Consider the following 16252-nt stretch of genomic DNA (forward strand, 5'->3'; position numbering starts at 1 on the left):
CTCTTTTTCATGGTAAAATGTCGTTGGACATAAGGGACAACAGGAGGAAGAGAGACCATGGGAGAAAACCAATATAAATACAAACTGCTTGCGCTCGACATGGATGGAACTTTACTGAACGATAATCATGAAATAAGCCTGGAAACGATTAATTGGATTAATAAGGCGATTCAGGAAGGGATTCATGTATGCTTGTCTACTGGGCGTGCAGCGATGCATGCTTTACCTTACGGTCAGCAACTCGGCCTGGAGACGCCAATGGTAACTGTAAACGGCAGTGAAGTATGGAAATCACCTCACGAATTGTGGCGCCGCTATTTACTTGATAAGGAGCTTGTTCGCAAGATGCACCAGATTGCCGTAGAAACAGGCTCCTGGTTCTGGGCTTACTCAACCGAGGAGTTATACAACAGAGATCGTTGGCCGGACACATTGGATACACAGGAATGGCTCAAATTCGGTTATAATACGGAAAATGACGAAATTCGCCATCAAATTTTGCTCAAGCTTCAGGATATGGGGGGACTTGAAATTTCCAATTCTTCGATGACGAATCTGGAAATTAATCCAGCTGGTATATCCAAAGCCAGTGGCATCGCTGAAGTGTGCGACCTGCTCGGCATTACCATGGAGCAGGTGGTTGCCGTAGGTGATAGTTTGAATGACCTGGCTGTGATTCAAGCGGCTGGACTGGGTGTAGCGATGGGGAATGCTCAGGATACGGTAAAAGAAGCCGCTAATGTGGTTGTGGCTTCGAATAATGAGGACGGCATTGTAGAAGTGATTCGAGATTATGTGCTTGTGTAATAAAATGATGGTGCACAAGCAAGATGAATAGACGAGAAGGAGGAGGCCCATGGACGTTGTAGGTTGGATTGTTGTCATTGTACTGTTCATTGTGGGCATGGCGGGAGCGGTGTATCCCGTATTGCCGGGGGCGCTCGCCATTTATTTTGCATTTTTTGTATACGGCTGGTTTTTCTCGTTTGCTCCATACAATGCATTGTTTTGGATTATACAAACACTAATCGTCGTTGCCCTTTTTATTGCGGATTATGCTGTGAATGCGTGGGGAGTCAAGCGATTTGGCGGCTCGCGTCTGTCAGCGATCCTTAGTACTGTGGGAATCATTATTGGCCCCTTTGTTATTCCAGCATTCGGTTTGATTTTGGGACCATTTATCGGTGCTGTGCTGGGTGAGCTGATTGGTAAAGCCCCGCTGGATCGAGCTATAAAAGTGGGCTTTGGCTCCGTCTTGGGCCTATTTACTAGCACCGTGATGAAAGTAATTTTGCAGCTTGCCATGATTATTGTATTCTTAATTTGGGTGTTTTAACCTGAGATTCGTTTATTATGATTTACAGAGACAGAATCGACATGCGGCTCCGCACCGGTGATGGCTCAGGCCATGACTGTTTTTTGCGGAGCTTTTGCATGCATGTGAACAGCAAGAAAGAAGGGAACGCATTTTGTCCAATAAAGAAACATTCCTTAAAGGTACGCTTATTTTAGCCGCTGCCGCTTTGGTGGCCAGAGTGCTGGGTCTGGTACAGCGCGTTCCATTGGAGCATTTGCTCGGCTCCGTCGGGAACGCCTCGTTTACCATTGCGAACAACGCTTATTTGATGCTGCTCACGGTCGCTACGGCCGGTATTCCTAGCACACTGAGTAAAATGGTTTCGGAACGCTACGCACTGGATCGGCCTGCGGAAGCGCGACGTGTGTATCGTGCGGCTTTGATATTCGCGGCCGTGGCGGGTATTATCATTACGGCGCTGCTGTATTTTGGAGCGCCTTATTTTGCCGAGCATGTAGCAGGGGTTCCGCAGTCTGCTTTGGCTATTCAGGCTTTGGCACCCGCTTTGCTGTTGTTTCCTGCTATTGCCATGATGCGTGGATACTTCCAAGGACGTGGTAATATGACCGCAGGCGGTATTTCACAAATTGTGGAGCAGGTCGCACGGGTAGCAACCGCAATTCTGCTCGCCTTTATTATTTTGAAGCTTGGCTATGGAGATCGTGAGGTTGCGGCGGGTGCCTCCTTTGGGGGTGTCATGGGAAGTCTCGGCGCTCTGGCGGTCATGTTGTATTACACGGTGAAACTGCGTCGTCAGGATCGCCAAGATCGTCAAGAGCAATTCCAAGAGGAAAGCTCCGCGTTACCTATGATGCGCATTTACAAAGATATTTTTAAGCTCTCTATTCCCATCGTATTGTCGTCTCTGACGGTTCCGGCGGTTAATTTTATTGATACGTCGATTGTAGTTAGACTGCTGTCTGGACAAGTGGGATTGGATCAGGCGACTACTCAGTTGGGTTATCTAGGCTCTAGGGCACAGAGTGTGGCAGGTATTCCTCCAATTTTGGCCATTGCACTCAGTCAATCGCTCATTCCGATCATTTCGGCGGCTTTTGCCCGTAAGGATGAACAGCATTTACAAAATCAGATGACGCTTGCCTTGCGTATCTCTATTCTGACCGGAATGCCGATTGTGCTGGCTTTATGTGTAACTGCATATTCTATTAATGGTCTGTTGTTCAGCTCGCTTGGAGGCAGCGGAATTATCGCTGTTTTGACACTCGGAACGATCTTCCAGATTACGATGATGACTTCTAATTCGATATTGATCGGTATGGGCAAGCCGCGTATTTCAATGGTCAATGTGATGGTTGGTATCGTCGTGAAGTTGGCAGCGAGCTGGCTGCTGGCTGGTTGGCTTGGAATTTACGGAATTATTGCCGCAACCGGATTATGTTTTCTCGTCATTACGTTGCTGAATTTGCGTGTGCTGAAAGGTATTGTTACTTTCTCAATCATGGGCCGTCGCTGGGCAGGCTTCCTAACCGCTGTCGTAGTCTCGGGCGCTATCGGGTACGGAGTAAATGAAGCCTGCATTTTGCTGGTACACCTGATGCCTGCGCGTGTAGCCTTCTTGATCGCGTGCTGTATTGCCGGAGCGGTTGTACTGGTATGCTACTTGGTATTGCTGGTTGTATTGCGCGTATTGCGCAAGGACGAGCTGGGCAACTATCCGCGTATGTTGCAGAAGGTATTGCGTCCGTTAATGCGCCTACAGCGTGAGTCCACTGGACAACGAAGCTAAAAGAATCCTTCCTCTGTTCAATGAAAGGATCTAAAGCTATTATGAGCATCATGGGCCATTGCTGTTTTTTGAATGCCGTGGCGATGCTCATGGCGCATAGCAAATAACAGAGGCCGTCTTGGTTCACTGATATGCCCAAGTGTAGAACCGTCCTGAAACCAGTCATAACGGGGAATCGGATCATAGGCTGTATCTGACCAGACGGCGTTCAGTTCTGGGCTGTACAGACGTTGACTTGGCGGGAGCCATTCATGTGCTAAAAGCGTTGCACTCTCTTCTGGAGAGCGCAGCGCTTTTTGTTCATTCGGAGTGAACAGTCCCGGCCAATAGTCGCTGCGAGAACCGGTATGCGGCACGCTGGCAGCAAATGCGGATGCCTGATCCAGTACCTGCTGATGGCCAAATAACATAGCGTAGAGACTTTTGCCAAAGCCGATCCGCTCGTCCAGATGGCCGAAACGCTCCATGACAAGTCCGGCAAGGCCACCGTTTAGCCCAAGCGGAAATATAACTTGATTGAGCTGAAGCCAGTCATGCAAATAAAAGCCCGGCTTGTGTGTCACAAATTTTTGAAAATACGGATCTTTCAGGACACGTCCTTCAATATAGTTTTGTTCATTAATAATGAGCGCCACCGTCAAAAGAGAACTATCCCGCCAAGCCCAGAAACGTTCCCAAAAGGGCTTCATGAATGGCGAAACGTGAAAATAGGGCAACAAATGGAAGCAACTTCGTCCCAAATGACGGCTGTGCATGTAAAGCTGCAACTGTGGATAAGCGTCCTGAAAAATAAGGGCGTTACAGCGCTCAAGTAGTCGATACAGCCACTCCTTTTCCTGTTCGCCAAACAGGTCGCCAATGAGCTCTCCTTTCAGATCAGTCATATTATAGCCGCCATTACGAGAAACCAGATGGGCCAGTAATGCCCAGTGTAATTCCGGGTAGCCACGATAGCATTCAAGGTAAGCGGCAGTGCGCGTGATGTTGCTGCGATTCTCCTGTGCTGTATCGTTCTTGATCCGCTCCAGCAGCTCACAGTCTGTTTCGCATAAGGGCATATTAAGAGAAGAGGGACGCGTAGCGGGTCCGTTCACCAGCATTAATGCTTCAGCTTCATTCATGGCGGCTTGTGCCGAATGATAATCCCACGGCAGTTCACGTAAGGGATAGCGTAATTTACGGGATTCGATCCAGGCCGCACGTTTGCCCTCCCATGCCTCCTCCGCAACACGCGGAACGGAGCTCAGTAGCTTGAGCCCTCCCTGAAGCTGTCGAGATGCCACATGGAGCCATTCGGTGAGAGACATGTTTAAATAACCTCCTTTCAAGTGCAGGCATCCCCGTATTCCACTAAGTATGTTGGGTATGCTGTTAGAATGTCGTCGCTTATGTGGATTCTTAAGTATATCTTTAGTATGCCTCAATGAGAGGGCTTCCAATCGGCATGTGAGCATAATAGGGGAGTGTGCAAAAGCTTCACTTGGCGTTACAATAGAAACTACAGGATTTCCTGCATAAAAGAAGTTCAAGGAGGAATTATGTATGCAAAAAATCGTCTCTCATGAAGACTTTAATAAGGCAATATCCACTTCAGGTGTAACGGTAGCTGTGTTTAAGGCGGACTGGTGCGGAGATTGTCATTTTATTGATCCGTTCATGCCTGATGTGGAACAACAATATGCAGACAAGCTTACATTAATTGAAATTGATGTAGAGCAGGCCGAAAGTGTCAGTCAAGAGCAAAATGTTCTAGGGATTCCCAGCTTTATCGCTTACAGTGAAGGGCGAGAACTGGTACGTCTGGTGAACAGGCTGCGTAAATCCCGTGAGGAAATCGAGCAGTTTTTGGACCGGGCTTTAGAAGTCCATGCTAACTTGGCAAAATAAATGATAACGGTATGTATGAGGGCTCCGAAGGGAAACCTAATCATCACGATATACAGAAAGCCGCTTCCTTCCGAAGGAGGCGGCTTTCTTACGGACACGTTCACATTTTGTCAACAAAGCTCGTATGTCAAGGAACGATATATCAGTTATAATTACTTTAAGTGATCATTTCACAACATCTAAAGTGAATAAATATTATATTTGGAAGGATACGGGTGAATTCATTGAATAACAAAATCAGAATATTAAAATGGCTGGCACTCGTAACATGTATTGTCATGTTTTTGGCTACCTTCGGTGGAGGTGTCGTGACGCGAACGGATTCGGGTCTCGGCTGTGGACGAGAATTCCCGCTTTGTAATGGTAAGCTGGTTCCGGCACATACCATCGCGTCCCTTATTGAGTTCTCTCATCGCTCCGTCAGTGCCATGGCCGGAATTCTTTCTATCGCCTCGTTTGTCGGCTTTTTGCTGTTTATGAAGCATCGGAAGGATTTACAGCTATTCTCGTTGCTTACGCTATTGTTTGTTATCATACAAGGTGCGATGGGGGCATTGGCTGTCATCTTCTCCCAATCGGCTGCAGTCATGGGACTGCATTTTGGCTTTGCGCTTATCGCTTTTGCCAGTGCGACTATGATGACGCTGGGAGCCTGGCAGGAGCATGCGGATTCACGCTACACTCCACGTCTGATTCCAGGGCGTGTCAGTCGGGGCTATCGTAACTTTATATGGCTATCAACGATCTATACCTATATTGCTGTTTATTCAGGAGCGTTGCTTAGTCATTCGGTCATCCAGAAGGTTGTAAATATTGGGGGCTTCATATCTCCACTGCTGCTTCATCAGATTTCAGCCGGACTGCTGTTCGTCATTATTTTGGCTGTGGGTCACTACTCGTACCGTTATCACCCGAATCACCGGGATATTCGTACACTGGGTGTCGTATCGGTCGTATTGATCATTCTTCAAGTGGTGATTGGCATTATCTTGCTGTACGTCAACAGACCTGAAATTTACATGTTTATCGTGCTGGGACATATGCTGGTGATTGCATCGTTGTTCTCCATTTTGGCTTATCTGAGCTATCGTGTATGGCAATTGTCACCGGACCGCAAGCTTGTTCCGACCCAAGCACAGCGTACCTAAGCATTTCATAGATCATTATAAAACGTATTTTGCCCAAGAGGCGTTGAAACACGTATAATAACATCATAAGAAACAAACCAGGCCCACGAGTTTCTCGAGGGCTTGATTTGCTTAGGAGGAATCATCCAGTTGATCTACCAGAATTTGCGCCAATTTATTGAAGCGCTGCGTAAAGAAAATGATCTTAAAATTATAGAAGCACCTGTCGATCCTTATTTGGAGCTGGCTGAAATCCACCGGAGAGTCATTGAGGAAGAAGGTCCGGCACTGCTGTTTACCAATGTCAAAGGAACCCCGTTTCCTGTAGCTAGTAATTTGTTCGGTACGAATCGCCGTGTGGACATGGCTTTTGGCCCTCGTCCAGAGCAACTGATGGATGCAATTGTAGGTGCGACCAAAACGTTGCTTCCACCTACCCCCAAAGCGTTGTGGAATGAACGTGGGCTGATTAAGGACATGCTAAAAGTAGGTCTAAAAACAGTATCTCATAACGAAGCTCCTGTATTGGGAGTTCGCCGTACTGATGCTCCGCTGGCTCCACTGCCTAGAGTGACCAGCTGGCACGAGGATGGAGGACCGTTCATTACGCTTCCGCTCGTGTATACCGAAAAGCCAGGTCAGTCCAAGGATCATAATTTGGGGATGTATCGCATCCAGATTTATGATGATCAGACGACTGGGATTCATTGGCAAATCCATAAAGGCGGCGGCTTCCATTATCATGAGGCAGAGCTGCGTAATGAGCCGTTGCCTACGACGATCATCATCGGTGGCCCGCCTGCTCTGATTGCGTCTGCCATTGCTCCTGCCCCGGAAAACTTGCCAGAGCTGTTGCTGGCTTCTCTGATTATGGGGGGCAAGCTGCCCATGACAGAAGACCCGCTTGGAGGCCATCGCATTCCGGCAGAAGCCGAGTTTGCGATCAGCGGCTATGTGCCGCCTCATGAACGTCGCCCGGAAGGGCCGTTTGGCGATCATTTTGGCTATTACTCATTACAACATGATTTCCCTGTGTTTCATGTCAAACATATGCATCACCGCAAAGATGCCATTTATCCGGCAACCATTGTAGGTAAGCCACGGCAGGAAGACTACTATCTCGGCGAATTTTTGCAACGTCTGTTGTCGCCCGCCTATCCGCTTGTGATGCCTTCTGTCAAGTCGTTATGGGCATATGCAGAAACAGGTGTACATGCGCTGGCAGCGGCAGTCGTACGTGAAAGCTACTCCCGTGAAGCGCTGGTATCCGGCTTTACCATTCTGGGTCAAGGTCAATTGTCGTTGACCAAATTCCTGATGCTGACGGATCGGGTGATCGATTTATCCGACTTTAACCTGTTGCTAGAAACCATTTTGGAGCGATTTAATCCAGCCAGAGATCTGTTTATTTTTAACCATACGTCTCACGATACACTCGATTACACGGGCCGCAAGCTGAATCACGGCAGCAAGGCGATTCTGATGGGGGTAGGCGAGCCTGTGCGTGAATTGCCTCGCGTTTATGAAGGCGGCGATCTGCCGGGAATTCGTGAAATCGAACCCTATTGCGGAGGTTGCCTCGTTATATCCGGCTCGTCCTTTGAGCAGGAGCCTGAACTCGCTGCGCGTGTATTGGAGCGATTAGCTGCGGGTGAGCAAGAGTGGCCGCTTGTCTTTATCGTGGACGATGCCAAAGAAGTTGTTCGCTCTCAAGCCTCGTTCCTGTGGACGGTATTCACACGCTTTAACCCCGCTACAGATATGTACGCCGACAGCGAAGTACGTTTGCATCACCTGAACTATAAGCTGCCGATTGTAGTGGATGCACGTATGAAGCCAGGCTACCCTGATGAGGTGCTACCGCGTGAGGATATAGTTAAGCTTGTAGATCAACGGTGGACGAGTTATTTCGCTTGACGCCTATTCAAGCATCTAACAGCCGGATTTTAAAGATATGAAGGAGGCGTGAAGCATGATACGCAAGCTGTTGGGCGAGCCCCCACGTGAAAATCATGGCGTCCTGCTGGATGCCATGAATAGCATGTCAGACATGTTACATTTGCTGGAACGGCAAATCCAGGCCAGTGGTGATCCTACCCATGACTTTCGGAAGGCGGATATTTTAACACGTGGTCTGATGTCGTCTTTGGATGAACTGGAGCAGAGCCATCATGCTGCCGCCTTTTTCCGTATGAAAGTGAAAGCCGGATACGCTGAAGATATGAGCAAGGATGAAAAATCCGATTATGCTTTGTATGTTTTCTTTTATAAGGATGGGTTTGTGCGGGTATTCTCTATTTTGGATAAGCTTGGTAATTGGATGAATGATTTGTATGATTTAAAAACAGGGCAGTATAAGGCGCATTATTCGTATTTTACCGTGTTGAGACAGCTCAAGTATCTCAAAATGCATCCTGTATTGACTGATAATTTAAATGATATCAAGGACACATACAACGATGCCATCAATCGCTTGCGTAAGCGTCGAAATACGGAAATACATTATATGAACACGGAAATGCAGGACGATCTCTGGCAACGTCACCGTGCTTTATATGGAAAAATCCAACTGGAGGACCTTGATCACCATCTGGAAGATTTGCAGCAGGGCTTGGAAATGGTATGCCAGTCGCTATCAAAAGCATTTTCTTATACTGCGAAACAATGGGAGAACCGGGCAGTGCGCCCATAATTATGACAGAAAATATCCTTTGACAAAGCAATGTAAACTATCTATACTGAAACCTAGTTTCAGAAAAATGCTTGAATTATTTTTTTTATATAAACTTAACGGACAGCTAAAGCTGGAGTTTAACATATTTTTCTTATCCAGAGAGGTGGAGGGACTGGCCCGATGAAGCCCGGCAACCCGTTCTTTCCCGGTGTAATGCACCGGGAGGGAACATATGGTGCTAATTCCTACAAAACCGCTAGAGTTATAGCGATTTTGGCAGATGAGAAAAGGTTCGCAAGGTGGGGCCCTTTTCATTCTGTGAAAGGGGCTCTTTTTTGTATAAATAAATAGTGATTTTATACAATCCCGAGAGATGATAACTGGTTAACAGGGTAAGAAAGAAGTGAAGGAGGTCGCAGCACGTTGATAGAGCTTAAGCAATTAACCAAGCATTATGGTAAAGGTAACCGACGCGTTAATGCGTTGTCCGGGTTGAACCTTTCTATAAAGCGTGGAGAAATATTCGGGGTGATTGGTCATTCCGGGGCGGGCAAAAGTACGTTGATCCGCTGTATTAATTTATTGGAACGCCCTACTTCAGGCGAAGTATGGGTAGATGGGGTTAACCTTGTGACTGTGAGTCAAGCCCAGTTACAGAAGCAACGCCGAAAAATCGGAATGATTTTTCAACATTTTAATTTGTTGTCTTCGGCGACAGTGTATGACAACATTGCATTTCCATTGCGGCTGGTAAATACCCCAAAGCAGGAGCTAGACAAGAAAGTTCGCGAGCTGCTGGAATTGGTGGGACTGAAAGAACACAGTGGAAAATATCCGTCACAGCTCTCAGGTGGACAGAAGCAGCGGGTAGGGATTGCACGGGCACTGGCTAGTGATCCGCATGTGCTGCTGTGTGACGAAGCGACGTCTGCGCTTGATCCGCAGACGACAGGGTCTATCCTGAAATTGCTGTTGGATATTAACCAGCGCTTTAATTTGACTATCGTATTGATTACTCATGAGATGCATGTCATTCAAAGTATATGTGATCGAGTTGGCGTCATTCATGAGGGCGATATCGTGGAGCAAGGTCCGGTGGCGGAAGTGTTTTTGAAGCCACAGCACCAGGTAACTAAGGATTTTATCCAGCGGGAGGCAGAACATCCTGAGGAATTACAAGCAGCGATTGCAGCAGCAGGTAGCGGCGAATCGGCACAGGTGGTACGTATCTCCTTCTTGGGCAGTAAAACTTATGATGCAATTCTATCGCGTACGGCTCGAAGTACGGGGGTTGATTTTGCAATCTTACAGGGCACCATCTCTACGATTAAAAACGTACCGTATGGACAGCTGATCGTTCGTTTTGAAGGAAACCATTCAGATATAGAACATACGCTGCGCGAAGTGTCAGGGCAAGGACTCGATGTGGAGGTGATCGGACAATGAGCGAACTTGATTTTTCGCAAGTGAGTTGGGAAGAGCTAGGGAATTCTACTCTGGAAACCCTTCAGATGCTCGGGGCGTCTGCATTGTTCACCCTCGTTATTGGTTTGCCGCTCGGTATATTATTGTTTCTGGCGAGCCGCTCCTCGTTGACTCTGATGAAGGTGATATACGTTGTATTATCTTTCGTCGTTAACATTTTGCGTTCCGTACCATTTATCATTTTGATCGTTGCACTTATTCCTTTTACACGATCGTTGGTAGGTACCTCGACCGGGGTGCTGGGAACCATTCCGCCATTGGTTATCGGTGCTGCTCCTTTCTTCGCACGTCTTGTCGAAACGTCTCTGCGTGAAGTGGACAAGGGTGTCATTGAGGCTGCACAAGCGATGGGGGCTTCGACAGGACAAATTATCCGGCGTGTGCTGTTACGTGAGGCACTGCCGGGCCTACTCGCCGCATTAACCATTACCGTCGTTACACTCGTATCCTACACGGCAATGTCCGGGATGATCGGGGGCGGTGGACTGGGTACGCTGGCAATCAACTACGGCTATTATCGTTACGAAACGGCTGTAATGATCGTTGCGGTCGTGCTGATGATCGTATTGGTACAATTGCTGCAAATGGCAGGAGATCGCCTCGTGCGGCATTATACTCGAAAATAGGGAAAACATATAGATATCCTTATTGATCAGGACGTCTGATCCTGAATATTACAAATTATTGGAGGGGTAACAACATGAAGAAATGGGTATTGGCTGTATTGAGCTTGACATTAATTGCGGTACTGGCTGCTTGCGGTACAAAGAGCACAACATCGGATACAAACAATGCGGCCGAAAATACAGGCGGGTCACCCCGTGAAGTCGAACTGAAAGTTGGAGCTTCTCCTGTGCCTCATGCAGAAATTTTGGAAGCAATCAAGCCTCAGTTGGAAAAAGAAGGGGTTCGTCTTCAAGTCGTTCAGTTTAACGACTATGTACAGCCGAACGTGCAATTGTTTGACAAGCAACTGGATGCTAACTTTTATCAACATGTACCTTACCTGAATGTGATGAACAAAGAGCGTAAAATGGATCTGGTTTCTGTTGGCGCGGTTCATCTGGAGCCATTCGGTATCTACTCCCAAAAATATAAAAAGCTTGATGAACTTCCAGATGGTGCAACAGTAGCCATTCCGAACGATGCAACCAATGGAGGTCGTGCATTGCTGCTGTTGGAGAAACAAGGTCTGATCAAGCTGAAAGATGCTAGCAACATTGAAGCTACTGTAAAAGATATTACTGAAAATAAGAAAAACCTGAAGTTCAAGGAGCTGGAAGCAGCTATGCTGCCACGTCAGTTACCTGAAGTGGATATTGCGTTGATCAACACGAACTACGCTTTGGAAGCCAAGCTGAATCCGACCAAGGATGCATTGGCACTGGAAGACAAAGATTCACCATATGCTAACGTACTGGTAGCACGTCCTGATAATAAAGATTCCGAAGCGATCCAAAAACTGCTTAAAGCTTTGCAATCTCCAGAAACTAAAAAATTCATTGAAGATAAATATCAAGGCGCAATTATCCCTGCATTTTAAGCAGAAACTAAGAATGCGCTGAACGTAAACCCCAGCTTCTCTTGAACAAGAGGACTGGGGTTTCTTTTTGGTTGGAGTTGTAGGGATTGCTTAAATATTTTATACTTGGGGGTGACCGTTCTCTGTGAAGAGGAGGAAAACTGTTGAGAGACAAAGTCGCACTCATAACGGGTAGTGCCAAAGGTTTAGGTAAAATGACCGCTCTGCGTCTCGCTGATGAAGGTTGTGACATTGCCCTGAATTATGTCCATAGCCAGGCTGAAGCCGAAGCGCTTAAGCGGGTAATTGAGTCTAAGGGAGTACGCTGCCTGTCTTTACAAGCAGATATCTCGGTTCAGGAAGATATCACCAGGCTGATCGGTGAAGTGCAGGATCGGCTGGGCGGAGTCGATATTATGGTGAATAATGCCGGACCGTTCATCCGGGAACGCCGTCTGTTTGCGGATTATAGTGTAGCTGAGATTCATGCCATGATACAGGGGAATCTGGTCGGTACCATGTTGCTGGATCATTTGGTATTGCCGCACATGCGTAGCCAGCAATGGGGACGTATTATTCATTTTGGCTTTGGTCATGCTGGAGAAGCAAGGGCTTGGCCGCATCGCGCCGTCTACGCAGCTGCTAAGGTGGGGCTGGTGTCTTTTACGAAGTCACTGGCTGTAGAGGAAGCTCCCCATGGCATCACGGTCAATATGATCTGTCCCGGGGATATCCGAGGAGCGAACAAGGAAAAGTCGATTGCCGATGTCATCGGCATGCAGGATACAGAGACACCGCGTGGGCGTCCAGGAAGCGGAGAGGACATTGCGCGAGTGATCGCCTATTTGTGTGAGGAGCATTCGGATTTTATAACGGGTAATATTATGGATGTGTCCGGAGGGTTGGACCCCATTCGGCCAACCATATAAGATCGAGAGATCCTTTAGACGTTGTAACACAAAAAAGAGTCTTGAGCTTCGTTACCGAAGTCAAGACTCTCTGATCATTATGCATCAAGCATTAGAATACTTGTACCACTTCTTGGACGCCTTCGACTTCTTCGAGAAGAGCGCGTTCAATCCCTGCCTTCAGCGTAATTGTAGAACTTGGGCAACTGCCGCAAGCGCCTACCAGCTTCAGCTTAACGATACCATCTTCAACGTCAACCAGCTCAACGTCACCGCCATCGCGTTGCAGGAACGGACGGAGCTTATCCAGTACGTCTGCTACTTCATCATACATTTGAACGCTTTGTGCTTCGCTCATTAGAATTCAACTCCTTTCCTATACCTTATTTATTATATTACAAAGCGGGCCAAATTAAAATGCCCGTCATCCAAAGCAGGTGAAAAAAATGTTAAGACCTATTATTGAATTTTGCACCAGTAATATGCATTTTGGTACCGATGAGATTATGTCCAAACTAGAACAGAACCCGGATTATGATGTGATTGAATACGGCTGCCTAAGCAATTGCGGTCAGTGTAACGCTGAGCCTTATGCGATGGTTAATGGTGAAATTGTATCCGCAGATTCAGCAGAGCTTCTGTACGAAGTGATTCTAAACAAAATTAAAGAAGCCGAAGCATGGGACAACCTGGATTTGGATTAAAAATAGAAGTCATCGGCAAGCCAGCTTCCTCTTGTAGGAAATATGTATTATTCATAGATGCAACAACAAAGAAGACCTGCTCTGAAAGCAGGTCTTCTTTGTTGTTGAATATCCAATTAGCCAAAATGGCGTTTGGACTTCCAGAGCACACCGCTCTTCAGCAGACGCGGCACTCGTCCACGCAAAGAGGTACTGCCCATAAAGCCATAACCAAACCCGGCCTTCTTGCCAAGTGCACCTAATGTACCACGTAGCTTTAAAGGATGCGGGTGAGGCGTTTGGCCTTTCCACAGGTCGCGTACAATGTGGGCAATCTGCTCACCTTGCACCTCTGCCGCCTGAGCGCTTGGAGAGTAAGGAAGGCTCGCACAGTCTCCGACGACGTACACTTCAGGATGATCCGGTATTTGATAATATTCATTTAGCACGATGCGACCCTGAGGGTCTTTAGGAACTGCTAAATCCTGCACAATTTTAACGGGCTGAATCCCGGCTGTCCATACTACAGCATCGGTCATAATTGGCTCATCACGGTTGTAAATAGCCCCTGGCTCAATACGGGAAACCGCAACGTGATTCAGCGCATTCACTTGATGCTCCTTGAACCAGGCATGTACATAAGCAGACAAACGCTGCGGAAATGCTGATAGCACCCGCTCGCCCCGATCCATAATCGTAATATTCAAATCCGCGCGGCTTTCACGTAACTCCGCAGCAATCTCGACCCCACTTAGACCGCCACCTACAATATGGACATGTCCATAAGGCTTGATTTCATTCAAGCGCAGATACGTTTGGCGGGTATGATTAAAGGATTGGATCGTACAGCTGTATTCTTCAGCTCCCGGTGTATTATGAAAGCGGTCAGTACAACCTAGCGCGATGACAAGCTGGTCATAGGGCAAAGGCTCACCGTCTTGAAAATGGACCATTTTATTCTCAAGATCCATCGAAGTGACCTCTCCGTATTTGCGAATAAGACGTTGTTCATCCGGAAAGTGTACCCGCAAATCAAAATCAGATACGGTACCTGCCGCAAGGGCATAGTATTCTGTTTTCAGCCCCTGAAAGGGCATCCGATCCACTAAAATAACTTGAATATCGTCGGGAATGTGTTTATCCAGCAATTCTTTGGCAATGGTAAGGCCGCCATAGCCGCCCCCTAGAATAACGAAATTTTTCATCAAAATCCGCCGTCCTTTCGTTACCGTGTCCCCGGCAAATGGTCTGGTGTCTTGTCGATCTAGCACAAGTTTTGTTGTTGTAAAGCCCGGAAAGGGGCCTGCCTTTAGCAGACAGACCGACGTGTTCCGGGGCAGCTTGAGGCTGCTTGGTGTGAGTAATGGGGATAAAATGCACGCGGGAAATCTGAATCCGATGTTACACTTATTCGAAAACTTCGATTTCGTTATAGAAGGTGTCACGTTCTACAGGTATGCGTCCAGCACCTTTGACCAGCCAGATTAGCTCTTTGCGGGTCAATCCGGCAGGAGTCAACGCACCTGCGGCATGGCTGATCTGCTCACGCACAATCGTGCCATGGACATCAGATGCGCCAAAGGTAAGAGCGACCTGCGTCAATTGCGGACCAATATTAATGAAGTAAGCTTTAACATGGTCGATATTGTCCAGCATCAAACGGCTGATCGCAATGGTTTTGAGATCCTCGTAAGCAGAGTTGCGGCGCATGATGTTGGCGTTTTTGCTTTTCGGCTGCATGGACAGTGGGATAAATACCATAAATCCATTTGTTTCATCCTGCAATTCACGAATTTGCAGCATGTGCTCAATACGATCCTGATAAGTTTCGACTGAACCGTACAGCATCGTCGTATGAGTTTTCATACCGAGATTGTGGGCCGTACGATGTACTTCAAGATAGCGGTCCACATTGGCTTTGGTAACACGCATCTTCTTCCGATATTCATCAGATAAGATTTCCGCGCCACCACCAGTCAGAGATTGAAGTCCTGCCTTTTGCAGCTCTTGAAGAACTTCTTTAACACTCAAGCCGCTTATGCGTGTGAAAAAGTCAATTTCCGCTGCAGTGTATGCTTTCAGTGTAACGTTGGGATACTTTTCATTCAGTGCCTTCAATGAATCTACATAGTATTGGAAAGGCACATGATTATTATGACCGCCGACGATATGGAATTCTCTTACGCCTGGATGGATATGTTGCTCTACATAATCAATCATTTCCTGCCCAGACAACGTATAAGAGCCTTCCTCCCCCTGATCCTTGCGGAAATTGCAGAACGCGCAGCGCGCTTCGCATACATTGGTGAAGTACAGGCTCATGTTTTCGATAAAATAAACCTTTTTACCGTTCTTGCGTAAATTAGCTTCGTTAGCCAACTGGCCCAGTGTGAGAATATCGTCAGTTTCATACAAATATATACCATCTTCGAGGTTCAAACGAATCCCGTTTTGTACCTTTTCTACAATTTCCGCCATTCTGCGGTCTGTAAAAGGTGTAACTAATGTGGACATGCCTATTCCTCCTTCAAGTTGCTCTGTGCGAGGCTGTCCGCCGAATTAGCGGCACAAGCGCTTGATGCGCACAGGATGTCCCGTTCCGTCGGTAAAATCCGGCAGCGCGGATATACGATATGTGAAAAATGTTACAATGCCAGGCTACAATGATGGATGTCTCATAATTTCGCCTTTGAAATGACAAATTTCCGACAGTTTCTTTAACACACTCTTCACCTATTATAAACCTCACACCACTGGTGTTCAATACAAACGAGTAGAAAAAGAGGTGTTTAAGCCTGTAACGGAAGGACATTCCATGACTTGAGCACCTGCAAATAAGAGAGTATACTGAAGGGGAGCATG

Annotated in this window: 16 protein-coding genes and 1 riboswitch; of the genes, 12 read left to right on the forward strand and 4 right to left on the reverse strand. The window is 47.2% G+C overall.

The genetic code is table 11. The features are described 5' to 3' along the window. Positions 1-57 precede the first annotated feature (57 nt). From ACXHJ1_RS11860 to ACXHJ1_RS11870, 3 genes are all read left to right on the forward strand, one after another. Positions 58-807, forward strand: coding sequence for a Cof-type HAD-IIB family hydrolase (locus ACXHJ1_RS11860; protein WP_016819997.1), 750 nt, complete (start codon positions 58-60; stop codon positions 805-807). Between the two features lie 49 nt (positions 808-856). Further along, positions 857-1336, forward strand: coding sequence for a DUF456 domain-containing protein (locus ACXHJ1_RS11865; protein WP_013372920.1), 480 nt, complete (start codon positions 857-859; stop codon positions 1334-1336). Positions 1337-1469: 133 nt separating this feature from the next. Continuing rightward, positions 1470-3104, forward strand: a complete 1635-nt coding sequence (locus tag ACXHJ1_RS11870; protein WP_017427277.1) for a putative polysaccharide biosynthesis protein — start codon at positions 1470-1472, stop codon at positions 3102-3104. A gap of 17 nt (positions 3105-3121) precedes the next feature. Here ACXHJ1_RS11870 and ACXHJ1_RS11875 read toward each other — a convergent pair whose 3' ends face one another. Beyond that, positions 3122-4411, reverse strand: a complete 1290-nt coding sequence (locus ACXHJ1_RS11875) for a DUF2515 family protein (RefSeq protein ID WP_457906106.1) — start codon at positions 4409-4411, stop codon at positions 3122-3124. Positions 4412-4646: 235 nt separating this feature from the next. Here ACXHJ1_RS11875 and ACXHJ1_RS11880 point away from each other — a divergent pair, with 235 nt between their 5' ends. From ACXHJ1_RS11880 to ACXHJ1_RS11915, 8 genes are all read left to right on the forward strand, one after another. Beyond that, the gene (locus tag ACXHJ1_RS11880) at positions 4647-4991 is read left to right on the forward strand and encodes a thioredoxin family protein (protein WP_457906107.1); all 345 of its coding nucleotides are present in this window, start codon (positions 4647-4649) and stop codon (positions 4989-4991) included. A 215-nt stretch (positions 4992-5206) separates the two neighbouring features. Then, a complete protein-coding gene (locus tag ACXHJ1_RS11885; RefSeq protein ID WP_013372916.1) occupies positions 5207-6139 on the forward strand; it encodes a COX15/CtaA family protein in 933 nt (310 codons plus the stop codon). Positions 6140-6268: 129 nt separating this feature from the next. Further along, positions 6269-8035: a UbiD family decarboxylase gene (locus ACXHJ1_RS11890; RefSeq protein WP_017427280.1), complete on the forward strand. Its 1767-nt coding sequence runs from the start codon at positions 6269-6271 to the stop codon at positions 8033-8035. Between the two features lie 55 nt (positions 8036-8090). Continuing rightward, positions 8091-8810 carry a Cthe_2314 family HEPN domain-containing protein gene (locus ACXHJ1_RS11895; RefSeq protein WP_031462168.1) on the forward strand — a complete coding sequence of 240 codons (720 nt, stop codon included), beginning with the start codon at positions 8091-8093 and terminating at the stop codon, positions 8808-8810. A 130-nt stretch (positions 8811-8940) separates the two neighbouring features. After that, positions 8941-9079, forward strand: a riboswitch (SAM riboswitch). 136 nt (positions 9080-9215) lie between these two features. Next, positions 9216-10238, forward strand: coding sequence for a methionine ABC transporter ATP-binding protein (locus tag ACXHJ1_RS11900; protein WP_016820006.1), 1023 nt, complete (start codon positions 9216-9218; stop codon positions 10236-10238). Then, a complete protein-coding gene (locus ACXHJ1_RS11905) occupies positions 10235-10903 on the forward strand; it encodes a methionine ABC transporter permease (protein ID WP_017427283.1) in 669 nt (222 codons plus the stop codon). Before ACXHJ1_RS11900 ends, ACXHJ1_RS11905 begins: the two co-directional genes overlap by 4 nt. A 74-nt stretch (positions 10904-10977) precedes the next feature. After that, positions 10978-11820: a MetQ/NlpA family ABC transporter substrate-binding protein gene (locus ACXHJ1_RS11910; RefSeq protein WP_016820008.1), complete on the forward strand. Its 843-nt coding sequence runs from the start codon at positions 10978-10980 to the stop codon at positions 11818-11820. A 143-nt stretch (positions 11821-11963) separates the two neighbouring features. After that, positions 11964-12728, forward strand: a complete 765-nt coding sequence (locus ACXHJ1_RS11915) for an SDR family oxidoreductase (RefSeq protein WP_016820009.1) — start codon at positions 11964-11966, stop codon at positions 12726-12728. 91 nt (positions 12729-12819) lie between these two features. Here the strand turns inward: ACXHJ1_RS11915 and ACXHJ1_RS11920 are convergent, their stop codons facing one another. Further along, positions 12820-13065: a NifU family protein gene (locus tag ACXHJ1_RS11920; protein ID WP_013372910.1), complete on the reverse strand. Its 246-nt coding sequence runs from the start codon at positions 13063-13065 to the stop codon at positions 12820-12822. An 88-nt stretch (positions 13066-13153) separates the two neighbouring features. On the opposite strand from ACXHJ1_RS11920, the gene ACXHJ1_RS11925 reads away from it, so the two are divergent. After that, on the forward strand, positions 13154-13411 hold the full coding sequence (locus ACXHJ1_RS11925; protein WP_016820010.1) for a YuzB family protein: 258 nt from the start codon (positions 13154-13156) through the stop codon (positions 13409-13411). A 116-nt stretch (positions 13412-13527) separates the two neighbouring features. On the opposite strand, the gene ACXHJ1_RS11930 is transcribed toward ACXHJ1_RS11925, so the two are convergent. Together ACXHJ1_RS11930 and mqnE are read right to left on the reverse strand one after the other, a co-directional pair. Further along, on the reverse strand, positions 13528-14595 hold the full coding sequence (locus tag ACXHJ1_RS11930; protein ID WP_031462165.1) for an NAD(P)/FAD-dependent oxidoreductase: 1068 nt from the start codon (positions 14593-14595) through the stop codon (positions 13528-13530). 202 nt (positions 14596-14797) lie between these two features. Beyond that, the gene (gene mqnE, locus ACXHJ1_RS11935; protein WP_016820012.1) at positions 14798-15904 is read right to left on the reverse strand and encodes an aminofutalosine synthase MqnE; all 1107 of its coding nucleotides are present in this window, start codon (positions 15902-15904) and stop codon (positions 14798-14800) included. Between the last annotated feature and the right edge of the window lie 348 nt (positions 15905-16252).

Source organism: Paenibacillus sp. ALE2, assembly GCF_054113385.1.

What these genes read in the sequence shown, in the direction of transcription:
- ACXHJ1_RS11905 (WP_017427283.1), top strand. Translation starts at nt 10,235, where the DNA reads ATGAGCGAACTTGATTTTTCGCAAGTGAGTTGGGAAGAGCTAGGGAAT.
- ACXHJ1_RS11880 (WP_457906107.1), top strand. Translation starts at nt 4,647, where the DNA reads ATGCAAAAAATCGTCTCTCATGAAGACTTTAATAAGGCAATATCCACT.
- mqnE (WP_016820012.1), bottom strand. Translation starts at nt 15,904, where the DNA reads ATGTCCACATTAGTTACACCTTTTACAGACCGCAGAATGGCGGAAATT.
- ACXHJ1_RS11895 (WP_031462168.1), top strand. Translation starts at nt 8,091, where the DNA reads ATGATACGCAAGCTGTTGGGCGAGCCCCCACGTGAAAATCATGGCGTC.
- ACXHJ1_RS11920 (WP_013372910.1), bottom strand. Translation starts at nt 13,065, where the DNA reads ATGAGCGAAGCACAAAGCGTTCAAATGTATGATGAAGTAGCAGACGTA.
- ACXHJ1_RS11910 (WP_016820008.1), top strand. Translation starts at nt 10,978, where the DNA reads ATGAAGAAATGGGTATTGGCTGTATTGAGCTTGACATTAATTGCGGTA.
- ACXHJ1_RS11860 (WP_016819997.1), top strand. Translation starts at nt 58, where the DNA reads ATGGGAGAAAACCAATATAAATACAAACTGCTTGCGCTCGACATGGAT.
- ACXHJ1_RS11865 (WP_013372920.1), top strand. Translation starts at nt 857, where the DNA reads ATGGACGTTGTAGGTTGGATTGTTGTCATTGTACTGTTCATTGTGGGC.
- ACXHJ1_RS11925 (WP_016820010.1), top strand. Translation starts at nt 13,154, where the DNA reads ATGTTAAGACCTATTATTGAATTTTGCACCAGTAATATGCATTTTGGT.
- ACXHJ1_RS11930 (WP_031462165.1), bottom strand. Translation starts at nt 14,595, where the DNA reads ATGAAAAATTTCGTTATTCTAGGGGGCGGCTATGGCGGCCTTACCATT.
- ACXHJ1_RS11875 (WP_457906106.1), bottom strand. Translation starts at nt 4,411, where the DNA reads ATGTCTCTCACCGAATGGCTCCATGTGGCATCTCGACAGCTTCAGGGA.